This is a genomic window from Thomasclavelia cocleata (assembly GCF_900102365.1).
Classification (GTDB): domain Bacteria; phylum Bacillota_I; class Bacilli_A; order Erysipelotrichales; family Coprobacillaceae; genus Thomasclavelia; species Thomasclavelia cocleata.
Genome location: NZ_FOIN01000049.1, coordinates 1 through 19,110, shown reverse-complemented (window position 1 = coordinate 19,110; position 19,110 = coordinate 1). Strand labels below are relative to the sequence as shown.

Below are 19,110 nucleotides of genomic sequence, written 5' to 3'. Positions count from 1 at the left end.
CTTCCAAACAAATGATATTATTAATGACAGTAGAGAAATCAAGTTTACGATTACGGATAAAATCAGTATTAGGATTCTCAACGAAAAGAGAACGAGAATTATTCAAAATCTTAATGCAGTGATTCAAATTTTTTCTAAGAGAGTTAAAATTGTTCATAAGTCATACCTCCAAAAGTTCATACCTATAAACAATAGGCTTATTATTCATAAAAAATATGAATAATAAGCCTCACAAACTCATTTAAATGTCAACACTTTTTTATAAAAAAAAGAGGATACCAATATTTTTATATCGATATCCTCAATATCATTTCCTTAACTTAATGACATTGATAAATTATCCGTTATTTACTCTATGTTTTTTCATATTTGAAATTAGAAAATAAATAATTACCAAAATTATTGACAAACCATAAGGAAACATAAAATTCATCAGACTTGTCATTAAATCACTAAACGAATCACGTTCAATAACTTTATCATTAACATACTCTTCTTGATACAATAAACAATCACCATAATAAATATCAAGCCTACCAATCTTAGCTCCCCTTTTTACTGGTGCTTCAAGTTCTTCAAATGAATATTTATACTCTAAATCATCTTTATTGACATTATTTGGTAAAAAGGCTGTAACATCATGCTGATTTTTAATTATAATCTTTTGATTATCTTTTGCTACTTTTATATTTAATTTTTTGACCTCTGTATCCTTATCTATGATAGGTTGAAGTGAATAATTTTGACTAACATAATTAACAATATCTAAAGTATCTTGTACAGCTGCTCTTGGCTTCACATCATCATTTATTGATTTACCTACAACTGTAATGATCTCATTTTCCCCAACCTTATCTAAACTAGCTAAACAGTTTTTTGCAACATCTGTATAACCACTTTTACACCCAATAATATTACTTGTATCAATATGACTTCTACCTGCGTTATACATTGACTTGTTGACCCATTGATGTAATCCATTTGAAGATGTTGCAAAGCGTTTTGAATAGACTTCTCTAAACTGTTCATTTTGAACAGCATATTTAACGATTAGAGCCATATCATGAACAGTTGTATAATGATTAGGATCATGAATTCCTGTAGTATTAACAAAATTAGTATCTTTTAATTTTAATTTCTTTACTGTTTCATTCATTTTATCAACAAACGCTTCTTGACCACCACATAAATTATTAGCAAGAGCTCTAGTTGCATCAGCACCACTTGGCAAAATTGCACCTAAAAGCAAATCATAATATGTAACTGCTTCACCTACTTCAAAATTTGCTGATGAAGCTCCAGTTTCCCAAACTGTATCAATATCACTTTGGGTAATTGTAGTTGCTGTATCAAGACTTTCCATCATCTCAATTGCGACAATTACAGTCATAACTTTTGTCATACTAGCTGGATACATTCTTTCATCCATATTTTTATTATAAAGAACTAAACCACTTTTAGCATCAATAGCAACTGCATATTGAGCCGTTAAACCAATATTTTCACTATTTTCTTGAGCCTGTATCGGGGTAATTAAAGCAAATAGACATATACTTGTAAGAATAAAACTAAAAACCTTTTTAAACATCTAATTCTCCTTCCCTAGCCTTTATTTAAAAAAAGAAAGTTTTGTTTCTGAAATAATAATCGCAACAAAAATTAAAGCAAATCCACAAAATACTTTTATAGTTAAGATTTCACCATATAATAAAACTGAAAAAACTACCCCAAACACCGATTCTAAACTAAGTAAGATTGCTGCATTACATTCACTAACTAAATTCTGTCCAATATTTTGACAAAGCAATGTTATAGTAGTCGCAAAAAATGCTAAATAACCAATCTGTAAAATAACGCTACTATCAATCTGCTTAATAACCGACATATCTTCAAATAACAATGAACCAAAAAATGCTAAAATAGCTGTCATTGCAAACTGTAAAGTTGTTAACTTAATTGGATGCATTGTATTAGAATACTTTTTAATTGCTAGAATATGAAATGCATAAAAAAGTCCTCCTATAAGAGTTAATAAATCTCCCATATTCATACCCAAATTACCATCTAATGAAACAAAACCGACACCCACAATACACAATAACGCTGCAAAAAAGTTATAACTGTCAGGTCTTCTGCGATAAAAAAACCAAACTAAGAATGGTACAATTGCACAATATACAGCTGTTAAAAAGGCATTTTTTCCTGGTGTTGTCATAGTCAAACCAATTGTTTGGATCAAATAAGCTAAAAATAGACAGGTCCCAGTAATCATTCCACCTTTTAAATCTTTAATATTTATATCTTTAACATATTTATAAAATATGATTGACATAATCACTGTAGCTAAAGAAAACCTAACAAAAAGTAATACATTTGGTGTTAAAAAATCCACAGCACTCTTCATCACGATAAAAGAACTGCCCCAAATCATTGCTGCCGTTGTCAGCAACAACGAACCTTTAATCTTATCACTCACAATTAATCCTCCAACATACTTGTTTATTTTAACACTTTCGACATATTTCAACAATATTTATTTTCTTTAATTTTTCTACAACTCACTATAAACTTTATATTTTTAATCTACATAAACAATATCTAATAATCATATCCTTTATTACTAATAAAAAAACCTGGAATTCTCCAAGTTTATACATGATTACTCTGTAAGCTTTCCAACTACTTATTACAATCATCAGCGCATATTTCTAATTTCTATAAGGCGAAGTATATCACGATACATATTTTCACTATCCTCTAAATCAATCATTAACCATTTTTGACCATTTCCTTCTTTGGTTTGATTATAAATTTCCTGTAATTCCACAGTACAGTCTGGTAATATCGATTTAACTTGTTCTTTTTCTTTTCTACCCACAACAATCATTACTGTAAAATATGATTCTCTAAGATATATAGTACAAAGAGATTTTCTAGATTTTTTATATTTGATATTCCAACCTCTTTCAAGACTACAAGAACTATATTCTATTTTTGCTTTACTATTATATTTAGTTTCAATTTCTGCACATAATTTATTAAAAACAGGATTTTTAATATACTCACCTATTTCATCCAACGTTGGACAATAATTACGGTCTTTTATATCAATCATAGATACCTCCCAATATTTCCTTTTTACTTTATTATAAATTTTATTTACTCTCTAATTATACATGCTTAAATATACATAATCTATTTTATCATAGCTTTTCTTAAAACAAAAAAGAAATTATTAGTTAAAAATCTAATTTATCAATGTAATCGTTTTTATATTAAAAAAAGAGGCACAAATCACGCCTCTTTAAATAATTCAATTTTTACAATCTTTATCCATTAATAACATCATGACAACGTTGGCATAATTCGCCTTCCATTTCATCTTCATCAAAGTAGTTCCAACAACGTGGACATTGATGACCAGTGAATTTTTCAACCTTAATATATGCACTATCATATTCTTCTAGTGAATTATCATCAACTAATTCAACTTTAGCTACAATAAATAACTGTTTTAAATCACTTAACATTGATGTAATATCTTTATATTCATCTTTTAAAGAAATTGTTACTTTTGCTTCCATATTAGATTTAATTACTTTTTCGTTACGTAATCCCTCTAATGCTTTTAATACATCTTTCCGTAATAACAAGAAACGATCAAAATATTCTTTTAATTCATTACTATTTTCAACTGTTATCTTTTCAACATTTGGTTCCAAGAAAACAGATTCAGCCTTATTATCATCACAATGGAAATGATCATGTAATTCTTCAGCTGTAAATACTAAAACTGGAGAAATTAACTTCATCATTACTTTAGCATGATAATATAATACTGTTTGAACTTGTCTTCTACGTAAGCTATCAGCTTTTTCAATATAAAGAATATCTTTAGTAAAGTCCATATAGAATGAACTTAATAAGTTAGTAAAATAATTTAAGATTTGTTGATTTGCATCAGCAAAATCATAATTATCATAAGCTTGATGATATCCATCAATCAAGTTATTCAATTCAACTAACATATATTTATCAACATCAGCTAAATCCTCTACAGCTACTAAATCAGCTTGTTTAAAATCATTTAAATTTCCAAGCACAAAACGCATTGTATTTCTAATCTTACGATAGTTTTCAGAAATTTGTTTCATAATTTCATCACTGATACGAACATCCTGTTGATAAGCTACCGATGTAGCCCATAATCTTACGATATCAGCTCCATATTGATTTACTAATTTAATTGGATCAACAGTATTTCCTAAAGATTTAGACATCTTATTACCTTTACCATCTAAAACAAAACCATGTGATAAAACTGTTTTATATGGCGCTACACCATGAGCAGCTGTTCCAATAATTAATGAAGAGTTAAACCAGCCACGATATTGATCGCTACCTTCAAAATATAAATCTACTGGATATGGATATCCTCGTTCTTTCATACATCCAGTATGACTTGATCCCGAATCAAACCAAACATCCATAATATCCTTTTCTTTTTTAAAGATACCATTTGGTGAATGTTCATTAGTATATCCTTCTGGCAATAAATCTTTTTCATCACGTTCAAACCATACATTTGAACCATATTTTCTAAACAAATCAGAAATATGTTTGAAAACACTTTCTTCCATAATTGGAGTTCCATCTTCACAGTAGATGATTGGAATAGGTACTCCCCAAGATCTTTGACGAGAGATACACCAGTCACCACGTTCTTTAATCATATTATAAATACGAATATGACCCCATTCATTCAGCCAATTAACTTTATCAATCTCATTTAATAATTTATCTCTAATTTTATCTAATGAGCAGAACCATTGATCTGTTGCTCTAAAAATAATTGGTTTTTTAGTTCGCCAGTCATGAGGATAGCTATGTGTTATAAATTCTAATTTTAATAAAACTCCAAGTTCATCAAGTCTCATTGTTACTGTTTTATTAGCATCATCAACATATTGCCCTTCTAACCAGTCACCACAATCAGCCATCATGCAGCCATGTTCATCTACATTACAATAAGCTGGTAATCCATATTTTTGACCAACAAAGAAGTCATCAGCCCCAAATCCTGGTGCTGTATGAACGCATCCTGTTCCAGCTTCTGCAGTAACATGGTCTCCTAAAATAACTAACGATTCACGATCATATAAAGGATGAAAACATGTAATCATTTCTAATTCTTTTCCTTTAAAATGATTTACTACTTTATATTCAGTGATTTCAAATTTTTCCATTAAAGAATCAACTAATTCATCTAAAACAACTAATTTACCTTTAGATGTTTCAACTAAAGCATAGTTATATGCTTCATTTAAACAGATTGCAAGATTTGCAGGAATAGTCCAAGGTGTAGTTGTCCAAATAACAAAATATGTATCATTATCTAAAACACCTTTACCATCTTTGACTTGAAATTTCACAAAAATAGTCGGGCTTTTAATATCATGATATTCAATTTCTGCTTCAGCTAAAGCAGATTCACTTGATGGTGACCAATAAACTGGTTTTAATCCTTTAAAAATCAATCCATCCATAGCCATCTTAGCAAATACATCAATTTGATTAGCCTCAAATTCTGGAGTCAAAGTTAAATATGGATGCTCATAGTCTGCAAATGTTCCCATTCTAATTAATTGTTCCATTTGTTTATTAACTTGTTCATGAGCATATTTCTCGCATTTTTTTCTAAACGCTGCTGTTGACATTTCTTTACGATTGACCCCTAATTTTTGAATCGCATTTTCAATTGGCAAACCATGAGTATCCCAACCAGGAATATATGGTGTATAACGTCCTTCCATGTTGTTGTAACGGCAAATTACATCTTTAATGACTTTGTTTAACATATGTCCCGTATGCATATTACCATTAGCATATGGTGGTCCATCATGGAAAACAAAAGCATCTTTGCCTTCATTTTGCTTAATAACTTTTTCATACATGTTTGTTTCTTGCCAACGACTTACATATCCAGGTTCTTTTTTAGGAAGATTTCCTCGCATTTCAAAGTCTGTTTTTGGCATTAATAATGTGTCTTTGTAATTCATCTTTTTCTCCTCCATAAAATAAAAAACGCCCTTAAAAAGGACGAATATATCGCGGTACCACCTTAATTCGTATTTTACAATACGCACTTTAAAATCTTAACGCGATTAACGGCAACCTTTACTAATTTCAAGGCGCTACTCCAGAGTGATTCATTATAATAATAGTTACTGATTCACACCACCCATCAGCTCTCTATAAACATCTTATTATAAACAGTCTCTTTCATTGTATTTAATCATTTTCATCTTCATCATTGATAAGATTAAAGACTTCCGAATTATCAATTGTATCCAAGATATCCTGTGACATCTTTTGAACAGATGAACGGAATTTAATTGCTTGATCTTTAAAATCATTCATCTCACTTGAAAGTGAACGAACATAATCCAATGACTCTTTCAAAATCATATTAGCATTACGCTTAGCTTTATCAATCAAAGCACTAGCTTCTTTTAACGCCAGGCGAGCTATTTCTTCATTTGTCTTTTCAGTAATATTGACACGATGCTGTAATAAAGAGTTTTGTTCCTTAGTATGTTCAAGTTCATCAGTCAAAGCAGCAACTTCTCGTTTTAACTTACCAATCTGACTTTCATAATCAACAATTAGATTATCAACTATCTGCATATCATATCCTCTAAACTGCTTTTTTATTTCACTCATCGTCTCACTCCCTTACTTATAAAAATATCCTTCTACGACAAAATTATCTTGTTTAGTTTTTCTCTTTGTATCAACAAACTTAACTCGACCATAACGTCGAAGCGATATCATATCACTATTATTACACAAATAACTTATTTCTTCAACTTCTTTATGATTAACTTTTACAAAACCTGCCTGAATATAGCTAACTGCTTTACTTCGAGACAGCTTATAAAAACTGCTAACTATCCTATCAAGACGAAAAGAAGAAACTATGAATGTTTTACTAACATACTCATGAATTATTTCAATCTTTTCATCAGTTATTGACAGTTTTACTTTACTACGTTTAATTATTGTTAAATTATCTCTAACATAATCATAGATTTTTAAATCCATGGCAACATAAAAATTATCATTATATTCATAAATATCCCCAAATAATTCCCTTTTAACCCCTAAAGACATTAATGCTCCTAAAATATCCCGATGAGTTAATTTCCCAAAAGGTTTAGCATATATAATTTTAACTAGTACTATTTCAAAATCCTCTTTTTCAATTTGATAAAATGATGGTGCAATAATTAATCTTTTAGACTCACTATTAACTAAACCACCATCCTCTAAAACAATTAAATCACCTGAATTACCAATAATACTATAGACAATTGATTGATGATATGGATTTAAAAACTTTGTTAAAACGATTCTTTGTTTATATAAAGCTTGATCTTTAAACTCTAAAATCTTTTTAACAAATACTTCCTCACCTTTAAAATGTTCAAACATAATTAAAAAGTATTAGTTAAACTAATACTCATTTATTCTTCTGATTCTTCTTCATCTAGAGCAATACTACCTGAAACACCAATATTTTTTGGAGTACATAAGAAAATTCTTGGTCCAATTCTTTGGATATCTCCTTCAATTGCAAAAATTACTCCACTTAGAAAATCTACAACACGCTTAGATTGTTCCTTTTGTAAACGATGTAAATTAATTACAGCTGCTTTCTTCTGTTTTAAATAATTTGCAATATCCTGTGTTTCAGCAAAAGCTCTAGGTTCAAATAAAATCAATTGACTATCTTTATTAGCATTCAATGCTTTAATGGCATCACTAGTTTTTGAAAATTTAGCTTGTTCAAATAAACTGGTTTTTGGCTCAGTATCAATTTCTACTTCTTCATATTCTTCAACTTCATCACCGTCTTCATCAAAGAACCATTTTTTAACTTTTTGTCCGTATCCCATGAAGTGATCCTCCTTATTTTATTACCAGCTTATTATAGCACAAAAAATACCATCATAAAAGCATATTTAACCTCTCTCTTCTAAAAATCCTTAAATTCACATTATATTTAAACATAAAACTCAAAAAGACAACATAAATCTAAATAGAATTATATTGCCTTACGATATTTATGGCTCTATTGAAACAAGAATCACATCACCGCCAATACTAACAACGCATTCAAACGGAATAATTATACAGGGTGCTTCTTTAAAAAAACAAAATAATTTAAAGAAACTATACTTTTCTACAACTATCGCTTGAATACTTCTAGTACACCAGTCAATTTCAATATCACTTATAAAACCTACTTTACAGCCATCTACCACATTTACAACATCTTTAGATTGCAATTTTACAAATCTCATCAAATCACCATTAATATATATGCCTATTTTAGGTAATTATGTAGATTGTTTAATGCCTTTCTTTCAATTCTTGATACTTGAGCCTGAGAAATAAATAATTCTTTAGCTATTTCACTTTGGGATAATCCTTCAAAATATCTTTGTTTAATTACTTGATGTTCTTTTTGATCAAGTAATTTTAATGCATCATATAAATCTATCTTTTCATTAGTTCTTGACACAACTGTTTTATCGTCACTTAAGGAATCAATCATCTTTAAATTATTACCATCATCATTTTTTACTTCTTCTTGTAATGAGGAAACACTATTTGTTGATAATAGCGCCTCAATTATTGCACTTTGATCAGTCTCTAATTCATTAGCTAGTTCTTTTATTGTTGGTTCACGTTGAAATTTAGCTAAATAATGATCTTTGACTTTTAATACTTTATAAGCCAGATCACGAATTGAGCGTGATATTTTAATTTGGTGATTATCACGTAAATACCGCTTCATCTCACCAATAATTAAAGGAACAGCATAAGTTGAAAACTTCAAGCCATAACTAGTATCAAAGTTTTCAATCGCTTTTAGCAAACCAATCATTCCAACTTGAAACAAGTCTTCACTACTATCGCTTCGACCATAAAAACGCTTAGTCATTGAGATAACTAATTTCGCATTATCATTAACTAATTTCTCTTTAATTTCAGGATCTTTAGTTGCTTGATATTGATCTATTAACACATAAGTTTCTTTAGTTGTTAGTCTCTTTTTAGGTTCATGATAACCATTTATAATAACTTGATAATTATTCATATTTGCCTTCTTTCATCCTTATTTTTAGCAAATATGACAAATTTATACTTACTTTATTTCATTATAATTTAATTTATTTCGTAATTTTTTTATAATTTTTTTTTCAAGTCTTGATATATAGGATTGTGATATTCCCATCATTTTAGCAACATCTTTTTGTGTTAATTCATCATAATTCATTAAACCATACCTGAACATCAAAATCTCTTTTTCACGCTTCGATAAATCTTTAAAAGCTTCATAAAACATTGTTTTTTGATCACTTTGTTCTAATTCATTTTTAACAATATCACTATCAGTTCCAATAATATCTGATAACAATAACTCATTACCATCATAATCTATATTTAAAGGTTCATCTAATGAAATCTCATGTCTCAATTTATTATTCTTTCTTAAAAACATTAATATTTCATTTTCAATACAACGTGAAGCATAAGTTGCTAATTTTATATTTTTATCAGATTTAAAAGTATTAATTGCTTTTACTAGACCAATTGTTCCAATACTAATCAAATCTTCTATACCACCATTTTGTGCTGTATCATAACGTTTTGCAACATAAACCACTAAACGCAAATTATGTTCAATCAACAAATCACGAGCATCACTATCACCATTAGCTAATCTTTCTAACGCCACTTTTTCTTCAATGGCTTTTAATGGTGGTGGTAAAATATCATGTCTACCAATATAATAAAGATATTTAGTCTTATTTAATAATTTTAAAATAAATTTTATCATTATAAAACTCCTCCCATTAAGGCTTTATTTAATAGACATTCATATTGGATTCCTTTAATAACCCCAATATAAACATCTTGTAATAACTGTTTATTTACAATTATTTGATTTACTTTAACGATTTCAATATATTCACTTCTTAAATCATTTAATTCCATAATATCAATAACATCATAATCCTCAATTATTCCTGACTTAATTAAAATTAGTGGAAATCCCTCATAATAAACTTCATTTCCACTATCTAAAAAACCCTCAATCAAATACTTCTTACCATTATACTCTAATTCAAGCGGATACAAATAAGTATCAATTCTAACCTTCCTCTTCAAATAAATAATAAACATTACTTGAATTAAAACTACTAATAAACCAATTACAAATAACATCATACTACTAGTATTCAATGGTGTAATTAAAATTCCATTATAAATAAAAGCTTCAGGAATAAGTGAACTAGTGAAAAATAAAGTTGAAAAATAAATAAATATAAAAATTGGATAATATAAGAATATTTGGTTATGATATAAATAATAAAACATAATCATCCAAACAATAAGAATAATCCAACTATATTTATCAACATATAACAATAAAGTCCCTAAACTTAAAATAAAACTATGTTTAAGTACCTGCAAATATGTCATCTCCTTACTTAGTAATATTCCCATCATTTCTAATGAAACCAAAATAATTAAAAAATTGCTTAAATAAGTAAACTCAATATAAACCTCCATCTCTTCTTCACCCCTTGTTATCATATCGCTTTCAGAATTAAAAATATGTCAGTAAAAGAAAAAAAATTTGTAAATAAAAAAGTATCCTAAATTAATAGGATACTAATTAGATTCTTTTACCGCTTTAATAACAGCATTTCTAAAACCATTTTCCTCAAGAGCTTCAACACCCTTAATAGTAATTCCACCTGGCGAGCAAACTTGATCCTTTAAAATTCCTGGATGCATTGCAGTTTCTTTTTGCATCATTCCCGAACCAATTAATGTTTGACTAGCAAGTTTATAAGCTACATCACGTGGTAAACCTAAACTTACCCCACCATCTGCCATAGCTTCAATAAACATATAAACAAACGCTGGACCACATCCACTAATACTTCCTCCAGCTTTCATTTGATAACTAGGCAGTATTAAAACTTCTCCAATACTTGAAAACATCTCTACTACAAATTCCAGCTCTGTTACAGTTAAAGAGTTTTCCTTTTCTAATAAAGTCATTCCTTTTAATACTAAAGCTGGTGTATTTGGCATAACTGATAAATGTCGTGTAGAAGGTAATAATAATTGATTAAACTTTTCATTATCATAACCTGCAACAATTGAAATAACTGCTTTATCACCTAATTTATCTTTGATTTTAACAATTACTTCATCAACAATATTGGGTTTTATCGCAAGTACTACTAAATCTACTTTTTCTACTAAATCAATTTCACTTTCACAACTTATAAGATTAAATTCATGATTCATTTTCATCAATTTTTCTTGATCAATATCAAAAGCATAGACCCTATTTCCTTTAATAAAATTACTTTTAATGATTCCACCAGCTATTGCACTAGCCATATTTCCCATACCAATAAATCCAATTTTTTTCACAACTAGATCCTCCTTTATAAAAAAGCTAACGAGGTTAGCTTTTAAATTCTTCTATTCTTGATGAATGCTGGTGGGAAATCACTATCTTCCTCATCATCATCCATCTCAAAACGTGCAGATAATGGAACTACATCTTCATTAGTACGTGACTTTAACATATTAGCACGTTGTTCAAATTCATCTTCTTTATCTTCTTCAAAGCCAGTTGCGATAACAGTAACAATAATATCATCATCTAAATTTTCATTAATCGCAATTCCTAGATATGTATTAATATCATCACCAACTTCTTGAGAAATAGTTTCTAAAGCAATATTAGCATCAAATAATGATATATTTGGACCACCAGTTACATTAATAATTGCATCTTTCGCTCCTGCTACTGAAACTTCTAACAATGGTGAAGATATTGCTCGCTTAGCAGCTTCTTTAGCTTTATCATCTCCAGAAGCCATACCAATACCAATTAAAGCATTCCCACGATTTTTCATAACAGCTGAAACATCAGCAAAATCAAGATTGATAAATGCTGGAATTGCAATCAAATCAGTAATAGTTTGTACACCTTGTCGTAAAACATTATCAGCTTCTCTAAATGCTTCCTGCATTGGACGACCACCAATTAATTGTAAAAGACGGTCATTTGACACAGTAATAATTGAATCAACATTAGAACGCAATTCCTCTATTCCAGAAATAGCTTGTTTTTTTCTTTTCATTCCTTCGAAAGTAAACGGCTTAGTAATTACCCCTACAGTTAACGCCCCTAATTCACGAGCAATCTTAGCAAAAACAGGAGCAGCACCAGTTCCAGTTCCACCACCCATACCAGCAGCGATAAAAACCATATCAGCACCTTCTAAAACTTGTCGAATATCTGCCTCAGATTCAAGAGCAGCTTTTTTTCCGATTTCTGGTTCTCCACCAGCTCCCAATCCTTTAGTCAAGTCACGACCTAATTCAATTTTATTTTTTACTGGTGAACGTTTTAATACTTGTAAATCAGTATTTGCAACATAGAATTCTACTCCTTCTACCCCTTCTTCTACCATTCGATTTACAGCGTTGTTACCACCACCGCCAACACCAATTACTTTAATTCGTGCTACTTGTTCAAATCCTAATTCTTCACTCATGATAACTTGTTTCCTCTCTTTTTATATTAATCTTCACTAAAAAATGTATCCAATAATTTTGATACCTTGCCACTTTGATTTTTAGGTGTTGATTTAGTTAAACCCTTAAATCGAATTGACATAGTACTTGTGATATCTGGTAAAACTAATGATGGCGTATATTCACCAACGATTTGTTTTCTTTCTAATAAATAATAAATCATTCCAATTGAAGCAACCAATGACATATCCCGTGCTCCAATCGTTTCAGGACGATAAATTCTAACTGGACATTCCAGTACTTCACTAGCAATCGTATCAAGTCTTTCTAACTCTCCACCACCACCAACAATCAAAGTTTCATATTTACCTCCATTGTCAATCACATCAATCTTCTCTTTAATTTTATTCATTACTTCATAAGCAGTTTCATTTAATAAATCCGCTAGATCCTGTTGTGTATAATCTCGTTTTTGTCCCTCAACAACAGTAGTATGGATAATATCATTTTGACCCTTAGTAACATCTAATGAACCATACTTAATTTTGTAAGCCTCTGCCTGATTCATAGAAATTTGCATATTCTGTGCAATATTTCTAGTAAAATCATAACCTCCAACTTGACAAACAGTCAAATATTGTAAATACCCATCTTTATAAAATGAAACTGTAGAAGTTTTATATCCCATATCAATTAATACAGCTCCTTCTTGAAGGTAAACTGCATCAAAAGCCTCTTTAGCACATGCAAAAGCATTAATAGTAATATCAAGTACCTCTATACCACATTTTTCAACAACTGAAATATATGGATAAAGTAATTCTTTACTAGTTGTAATAACTAATGAATCAACAATTAAATTTCTTGAAACCTCTCCAATTGGTGCTTCTATAGTAGCCCCTTTATCACTATGATATCTAACAGGAATAATTGATACTACTTCTTCATCTTTAGAGCGCTTAAACTTAGACGATAAACGCAAAACCCTAACAATATCATCACTAGTTATCTTAGAACCAGTTTCTGAAAGACTAACACTACTATCACTTTGATATAATTTAGCTTTTATAGTTGGGATTGTTAAAGCAACACTAGTAATTTTTGTTTCTAAAAATGTTTCCGCTTCATCAATCACTTTTCGTATATCTCTTGTTAAGATACGGTCATCTTCAATAATTCCTTTTTTCACGCCATGACTAGGAATTGTTTTAACAAATAATACATTTACATTAATGTTACTTATCTCTGCAACAAGAAACTTTAGTGTTGCACTACCGATGTCCAAAACAGCGTAAATATTTTTCATCACGTATCTCCTTTTCTTAATATATACAATTCTAGCATAAAAACGACAGTTTTTAAACTCCTTTAATTATAAATTACTTACTTCTATATACATATTTTCCTAAAAAATCATAATATTTATCATCAGGATATTTTTCCATTAATAAAGCATAATAATTTCCTTTTAATTGTTCTGCCATATCATCATATCTTAGATAAAGAATTTTTCCATCATCCATAATAAACTCACATCTTGTTTCATCTGCAGTTTGAGGAACATAATTAATATCAGAAATCTGATTAATAACTTGTGATGGAATCTTTGCAAACTCTTTACTAAATTCTACTAAACGATCATAATCAAAATTATTCAAACGTGGACAACGTTGAACATAATTAATAAGCAGACCATTATTATCTATTGCAATCCGTCCTGTTTCATCAATTACATATAAAATATCACCTATCATACATTGACCAATCGGATCAGCTTCAATCACTTTAATCGTTATATCCCCAAACAGATTTTTTGAAACTTTCACATCTTTAACTAACGATACTTTTTTTATCCTTGATGCAATAGCATCTGTATTAGTGAAAAAAATGTAATCTTGATGTAAATTAATTTTAGCAGCATCAACAATTTCCTGACGTTCTATCCGATTAATTCCATTAACAGTAATTGATTTTAAACGGCTATAATCACTAATGAAAAAAGCAATAATTAAAATAATTATCAAAATAACAAACAAAATTTTAATTCTTTTTTTTCTCCGTTTCGCTTTTCTTTTTTTTAATATCACTTTTACTTGATCACGATCATAATCATTATAAACAGTTCGCTGCTTCCTTGCCATACTCTACTCCCAATTAATCAAATCAACCTCACGCTTTAACTTTACATTAAACTTTTCAGCCACTTTTTCTTGTACCAGCATGATTAAATCATATATATCCTTAGCACTAGCATAACCATTATTAACAATAAAATTAGAATGTTTAGGTGAAATTTGTGCCCCACCTATTTCATATCCTCTTAAACCACATTCATCAATATACTGCCATGCTGCTTTATTTTCAGGATTTCTAAATACACTTCCTGCACTAGGCATATTCCATGGTTGACTTGACATTCTCCGTTCTTTACGTTTATCTAAAATAATTTTTATCTCATTTGGATCTTTAGCTGTTAATTCAAACTCTGCTTCAAGAATTATCAATTTATGATTATCTTGACAAATTGAATGACGATAAGAAAAATCCATTTGTTCCCTATTAAAAGTTACTACTTCACATTTTTCATTCAAAAGAATCACAGTTTTAACAGCACCTGCAATATCATATTTATAAGCTCCAGCATTCATATAAATGCCCCCACCTATCGTACCTGGAATTCCACCCATGAATTCAAAACCACTTAATCCAATCTTAGCTGTCTGATATGCTAGTGTAATCATTGGTACTCCTGCCTGGGCTTTAACAATCGAACCATTTATCTTTATTTCTCTAAAACATTCATTTAAAGAAATAATAACCCCTTCATATTCTTTATCTGAAAACAATAAGTTAGACCCACGTCCAATAACCATATGCATGATTCGATGTTTACGACAATATTTAATTGCCTTTACTAAACTATCAGTATCTTTTACCATTAAATATATTCTTGCTGGTCCCCCTACTTTATATGTTGTATGTTTATAAAGCGGTTCATCTTCTATAATTTTTCCAACATCTAAATCTGTTAAATCATCTTTTATTTGTGAAAACTTCATCTTAAGCTCCTAACATTTTTTTGATCAATTTATAAATATCATTAAGTGCATTAGGCTTTCCTAATGCTTTAGCATTTTTTTTCATACTTTCTTGAACTATTTGATTGCTTAAAATATAATCAACTTCTTTAACAAAATCCTTACCATTCAAATCAGTTTCAAGAATCATTTTAGCCGCATCACGCTCTACTAATTCACGAGCATTATACTCTTGATGATTCGCTGCTACATAAGGACTAGGAATTAAAATAGCAGGTATTCCAATTGCTGTAATCTCAGCAATTGTTGAAGCCCCAGCTCTTGATACTACTAATGACGTATTTTTTAATACTGATGGCATATCATCAATATAAGGTACTAATTTTACATTTTGTTTTAGCTTTCCTAATTTAGTACTCATTTCTTCAAAGTTATTCTTACCTGTTACATATAATACCTGGTAATCCTTTTTTTCAAAGCTTCTTAATGATTCTAACATCTTTTCATTAACTGATTTTGAACCAAGAGAACCCATTACAATAGTTACTAAAGGCTTATTTTTATCTAAATCATATTTATGAAAAATATCTTTTGGTTTGATTGAAGCAATAACACTTGCTCGAGGATTCCCTAATTTATAAGTTTTTTCCTTAGGAAAATGCTCATAAGCTAAATCATAGCAACAAACAATTTTATCAACATGTTTAATTAAAATTTTATTTGTTAAACCAATAATTGAATTTTGTTCATGAATCATTGTTTTATAACCTAATCTACTAGCTGCTTCTACAACACTAGCACTTGGATAACCACCAAACCCAATTACAATATCAGGATTAAATTTTTTAACTATTTTTTTAGCTGTAAAAATAGATTTTACAAATATTGCCATCGCAATACCTTTTTTGATTGGATTTCCTACCAATCCCTGAACATTTAATCCAACATAATTATATCCTTGTTTAGGAACTACTGTTGATTCTAAACGATCTTTAGTCCCAACAAATAAAAACTCACTGTCGGGCTCTTTTTCTTTTATATATTCAACTAAAGCCAAGGCAGGATAAAGGTGTCCTCCTGTTCCTCCAGCTCCAACAATTACTCTCATCATCTCACCTCTATGCAATAGTATATCATTAATACATTGATTTTGAAATATTTAATACAATTCCAATAGCAATAAGCGTTATCGTCAATGAAGACCCCCCATATGATATCAATGGAAGTGTAACACCTGTTACTGGGAATAATCCTACCACAACTCCAAGATTAATTAAAGTCTGAATTCCAATCATTGAAATAATTCCAATCATTAAAAAACTGCCAAATAAATCTTTCACCCTTGTTGCCTGATTAAATACAGTAATAAACATATAACCATATAACCCAACTAATAATATTCCTCCAATCAAACCAAATTCTTCTAAATATATCGCAAAAATAAAATCTGTTTGCGGTTCTGGTAAATAAAAATGTTTTTGAACACTATTATTAAATCCAACTCCTAAAATTCCTCCAGGTGCTATTGCATATAATGATTGAATAATTTGAAAACCGCTTCCTAAGGGATCAGCAAACGGATTTAAAAAAGCAACTATTCTCGCCAATCGATAAGGGGCAGAAGCAATCATCAATATAATTCCAATTATACCTAAGATCCCCAGCATAACAAAATATTTAAAAGGAAAAGGACTTACAATCAACATTACAATAATTGAACATGCCATAACTACCCCACTACCAAAATCTGGCTGTAACATAATCAATCCAAACCCTAAACCTAATATAAATAATAATTTAAAACTAGCTTTTAATTTCTTCAATTCATGATAATGATTTCCAATATAATCAGCACTATAAATAATCATTGCTATCTTAAATAATTCTGAAGGTTGTAGAGATATTATCCCCAAATTAAACCAGCTTCGAGATCCTCCACGAACCGTACCAATTCCTGGAATCAAAACCAAAACCATCAAAATAAAGGCTCCTATCAAAAGCTTATTAGCATTCTTTTGATAAATATGATAATCTATCTTAGAAAAGATAAACATCGCAATTATACCAATTACTGCAAATATTCCTTGTCGTTTAATGTAATACAATGAATCATTAAATTTATATCCGGCCCAAATATTAGAAGCACTATATACCATCATTAAGCCTATTACAACAATTATTAACACTGAGATGACTACTCTTCTACTTTTCATATACTTACCTCCAATATAAGTATATGATTTAAAATTTTAATAAATGAAAAAAGCTTACTTTTATAAGTAAACTTTATTGAGTATTTGTTTTAATTTTACGATCATGTTTTGACGCTTACAATTGGATTATATTTATAAAACATTACTCATTCAAGACAACAAAATTATTTATATATTCTTCATCAGTTTCAAATAATAACTCAATGTTCTTAGATTTTGCATTGTATAAATATATTCCTCTATGTGTATGCTCTTTATTATCTGTATCCTCTTGCGTTGCTAGAAATACAATTTCATCAGAAGATATAAAGAATGCAAATTGTGTTACATTAGTAATTTTATCTATATTAATTGTAGGAGTTTTTTTATTTTCTTTTGAATTAAATGAATATGAAAAGTATTCAGGATCCCAAGCAGGTATACTTTCACTCTCAGTAAAAGTTAAATTCCCATTTTCTTCAGGCAACAATCTATATATAAGTTTACGATTAGAAGAATAAATTTTCTTTAACTTGTCATTTTCTAATAAATATATATGTGTATCAGGTGAAATATATTTCTGACCCTTTCCTGTATTAGCTTCATCTAATGCTTTATCTACCTCTGTTTGATAATTGGCGATGAAATAAATATTGTTGTAAAAAGTATCATAAACCATATTATATTTTGTAATAATCTAATCTATTGTACGATTTATAGTACTTGTAATAATAAGTAATCTTTCTATATATCACCTCCATTAAAATAACTTTCAGATTTCTAAAATTAAATTACTCAAGTTTCGCAGTTCAGATTTCATCTGATTAGTATTTCGTAGAAAGACTATAACCAAATGAAATGCAGTATGAAAAAATCAAAATCATATGATTTTATTGCTGTTTTTTCAATATAAAAGCACTCCTTATGATATAATATAAATGTCTAAAATCATAAAAAAGGAGTGCACTTATATGCTATTGCATTGAAAATGCAATAAAAAATAACAAGTTTTTGGTATATGAAGACATAGTGCCCCCTTACCCCCAGCTTTGACAGGTTTTAAGCAAGTATTTCTTTACCTGTATACAGCTGGAGACTGGTGGTTATTCTTCTGCCCTTGGCTGTAAGATAATAATTATTTTTTCTGGCTGCTTTCTTTATTATTCCATGTTTCCTTAGTTTCGCTAATGTCCTTGTCATCTTGCTGATATTCTTTTGATTTCTGCTGTCTTCATATA

General features: G+C 29.4%; 19 protein-coding genes and 1 other annotated feature. All 19 genes read right to left on the bottom strand.

Translation table 11 applies throughout. The features are described 5' to 3' along the window. Nucleotides 1-337: 337 nt before the first annotated feature. The 19 genes from BMW96_RS12380 to BMW96_RS12290 all read right to left on the bottom strand — a co-directional run bounded on the left by BMW96_RS12380 (nt 338) and on the right by BMW96_RS12290 (nt 18,551). The gene (locus BMW96_RS12380) at nt 338-1,588 is read right to left on the bottom strand and encodes a D-alanyl-D-alanine carboxypeptidase family protein (protein ID WP_092356507.1); all 1,251 of its coding nucleotides are present in this window, start codon (nt 1,586-1,588) and stop codon (nt 338-340) included. 21 nt (nt 1,589-1,609) lie between these two features. Continuing rightward, nucleotides 1,610-2,476 carry a DMT family transporter gene (locus tag BMW96_RS12375; RefSeq protein ID WP_092356504.1) on the bottom strand — a complete coding sequence of 289 codons (867 nt, stop codon included), beginning with the start codon at nt 2,474-2,476 and terminating at the stop codon, nt 1,610-1,612. A gap of 219 nt (nt 2,477-2,695) precedes the next feature. Beyond that, the gene (locus BMW96_RS12370; RefSeq protein WP_092356501.1) at nt 2,696-3,115 is read right to left on the bottom strand and encodes a DUF3788 domain-containing protein; all 420 of its coding nucleotides are present in this window, start codon (nt 3,113-3,115) and stop codon (nt 2,696-2,698) included. A 214-nt stretch (nt 3,116-3,329) separates the two neighbouring features. Beyond that, nucleotides 3,330-6,059: an isoleucine--tRNA ligase gene (ileS, locus tag BMW96_RS12365; protein WP_092356498.1), complete on the bottom strand. Its 2,730-nt coding sequence runs from the start codon at nt 6,057-6,059 to the stop codon at nt 3,330-3,332. A 33-nt stretch (nt 6,060-6,092) separates the two neighbouring features. Beyond that, nucleotides 6,093-6,295: a binding site (T-box leader), on the bottom strand. Then, nucleotides 6,292-6,723, bottom strand: coding sequence for a DivIVA domain-containing protein (locus tag BMW96_RS12360; RefSeq protein WP_092356495.1), 432 nt, complete (start codon nt 6,721-6,723; stop codon nt 6,292-6,294). Its footprint overlaps the feature before it by 4 nt. Nucleotides 6,724-6,735: 12 nt before the next feature. Further along, nucleotides 6,736-7,494, bottom strand: a complete 759-nt coding sequence (locus tag BMW96_RS12355; protein ID WP_092356492.1) for a YlmH family RNA-binding protein — start codon at nt 7,492-7,494, stop codon at nt 6,736-6,738. A gap of 32 nt (nt 7,495-7,526) precedes the next feature. Then, nucleotides 7,527-7,958 (bottom strand): cell division protein SepF, encoded by a 432-nt coding sequence (locus tag BMW96_RS12350; RefSeq protein ID WP_092356489.1) that lies wholly within the window; start codon nt 7,956-7,958, stop codon nt 7,527-7,529. Between the two features lie 168 nt (nt 7,959-8,126). Further along, complete coding sequence (locus BMW96_RS12345) at nt 8,127-8,366, bottom strand: YlmC/YmxH family sporulation protein (protein ID WP_092356486.1); 240 nt, start codon at nt 8,364-8,366, stop codon at nt 8,127-8,129. A 23-nt stretch (nt 8,367-8,389) separates the two neighbouring features. After that, nucleotides 8,390-9,166: a SigB/SigF/SigG family RNA polymerase sigma factor gene (locus BMW96_RS12340; protein WP_092356483.1), complete on the bottom strand. Its 777-nt coding sequence runs from the start codon at nt 9,164-9,166 to the stop codon at nt 8,390-8,392. A gap of 48 nt (nt 9,167-9,214) precedes the next feature. Further along, nucleotides 9,215-9,910 (bottom strand): RNA polymerase sporulation sigma factor SigK, encoded by a 696-nt coding sequence (gene sigK / locus BMW96_RS12335; protein ID WP_092356480.1) that lies wholly within the window; start codon nt 9,908-9,910, stop codon nt 9,215-9,217. Further along, nucleotides 9,910-10,647, bottom strand: coding sequence for a sigma-E processing peptidase SpoIIGA (locus BMW96_RS12330; protein WP_092356478.1), 738 nt, complete (start codon nt 10,645-10,647; stop codon nt 9,910-9,912). Before BMW96_RS12330 ends, sigK begins: the two co-directional genes overlap by 1 nt. 102 nt (nt 10,648-10,749) lie before the next feature. Beyond that, entirely contained in the window at nt 10,750-11,526 is a 777-nt protein-coding gene (gene proC / locus BMW96_RS12325) for a pyrroline-5-carboxylate reductase (protein ID WP_092356476.1), read from the bottom strand. Between the two features lie 41 nt (nt 11,527-11,567). Further along, a complete protein-coding gene (gene ftsZ / locus BMW96_RS12320) occupies nt 11,568-12,662 on the bottom strand; it encodes a cell division protein FtsZ (RefSeq protein WP_092356474.1) in 1,095 nt (364 codons plus the stop codon). A gap of 26 nt (nt 12,663-12,688) precedes the next feature. Next, on the bottom strand, nt 12,689-13,948 hold the full coding sequence (gene ftsA / locus BMW96_RS12315; protein ID WP_092356471.1) for a cell division protein FtsA: 1,260 nt from the start codon (nt 13,946-13,948) through the stop codon (nt 12,689-12,691). 73 nt (nt 13,949-14,021) lie between these two features. Then, nucleotides 14,022-14,783, bottom strand: coding sequence for a cell division protein FtsQ/DivIB (locus tag BMW96_RS12310; protein ID WP_092356468.1), 762 nt, complete (start codon nt 14,781-14,783; stop codon nt 14,022-14,024). A gap of 3 nt (nt 14,784-14,786) precedes the next feature. After that, nucleotides 14,787-15,701 carry a UDP-N-acetylmuramate dehydrogenase gene (murB, locus tag BMW96_RS12305; RefSeq protein ID WP_092356465.1) on the bottom strand — a complete coding sequence of 305 codons (915 nt, stop codon included), beginning with the start codon at nt 15,699-15,701 and terminating at the stop codon, nt 14,787-14,789. Between the two features lies 1 nt (nt 15,702). After that, complete coding sequence (murG, locus tag BMW96_RS12300; protein ID WP_092356462.1) at nt 15,703-16,788, bottom strand: undecaprenyldiphospho-muramoylpentapeptide beta-N-acetylglucosaminyltransferase; 1,086 nt, start codon at nt 16,786-16,788, stop codon at nt 15,703-15,705. A gap of 28 nt (nt 16,789-16,816) precedes the next feature. Further along, entirely contained in the window at nt 16,817-17,893 is a 1,077-nt protein-coding gene (ftsW, locus tag BMW96_RS12295; RefSeq protein WP_092356458.1) for a putative lipid II flippase FtsW, read from the bottom strand. A 142-nt stretch (nt 17,894-18,035) separates the two neighbouring features. After that, the gene (locus BMW96_RS12290; protein WP_092356456.1) at nt 18,036-18,551 is read right to left on the bottom strand and encodes a hypothetical protein; all 516 of its coding nucleotides are present in this window, start codon (nt 18,549-18,551) and stop codon (nt 18,036-18,038) included. Nucleotides 18,552-19,110: the final 559 nt, after the last annotated feature.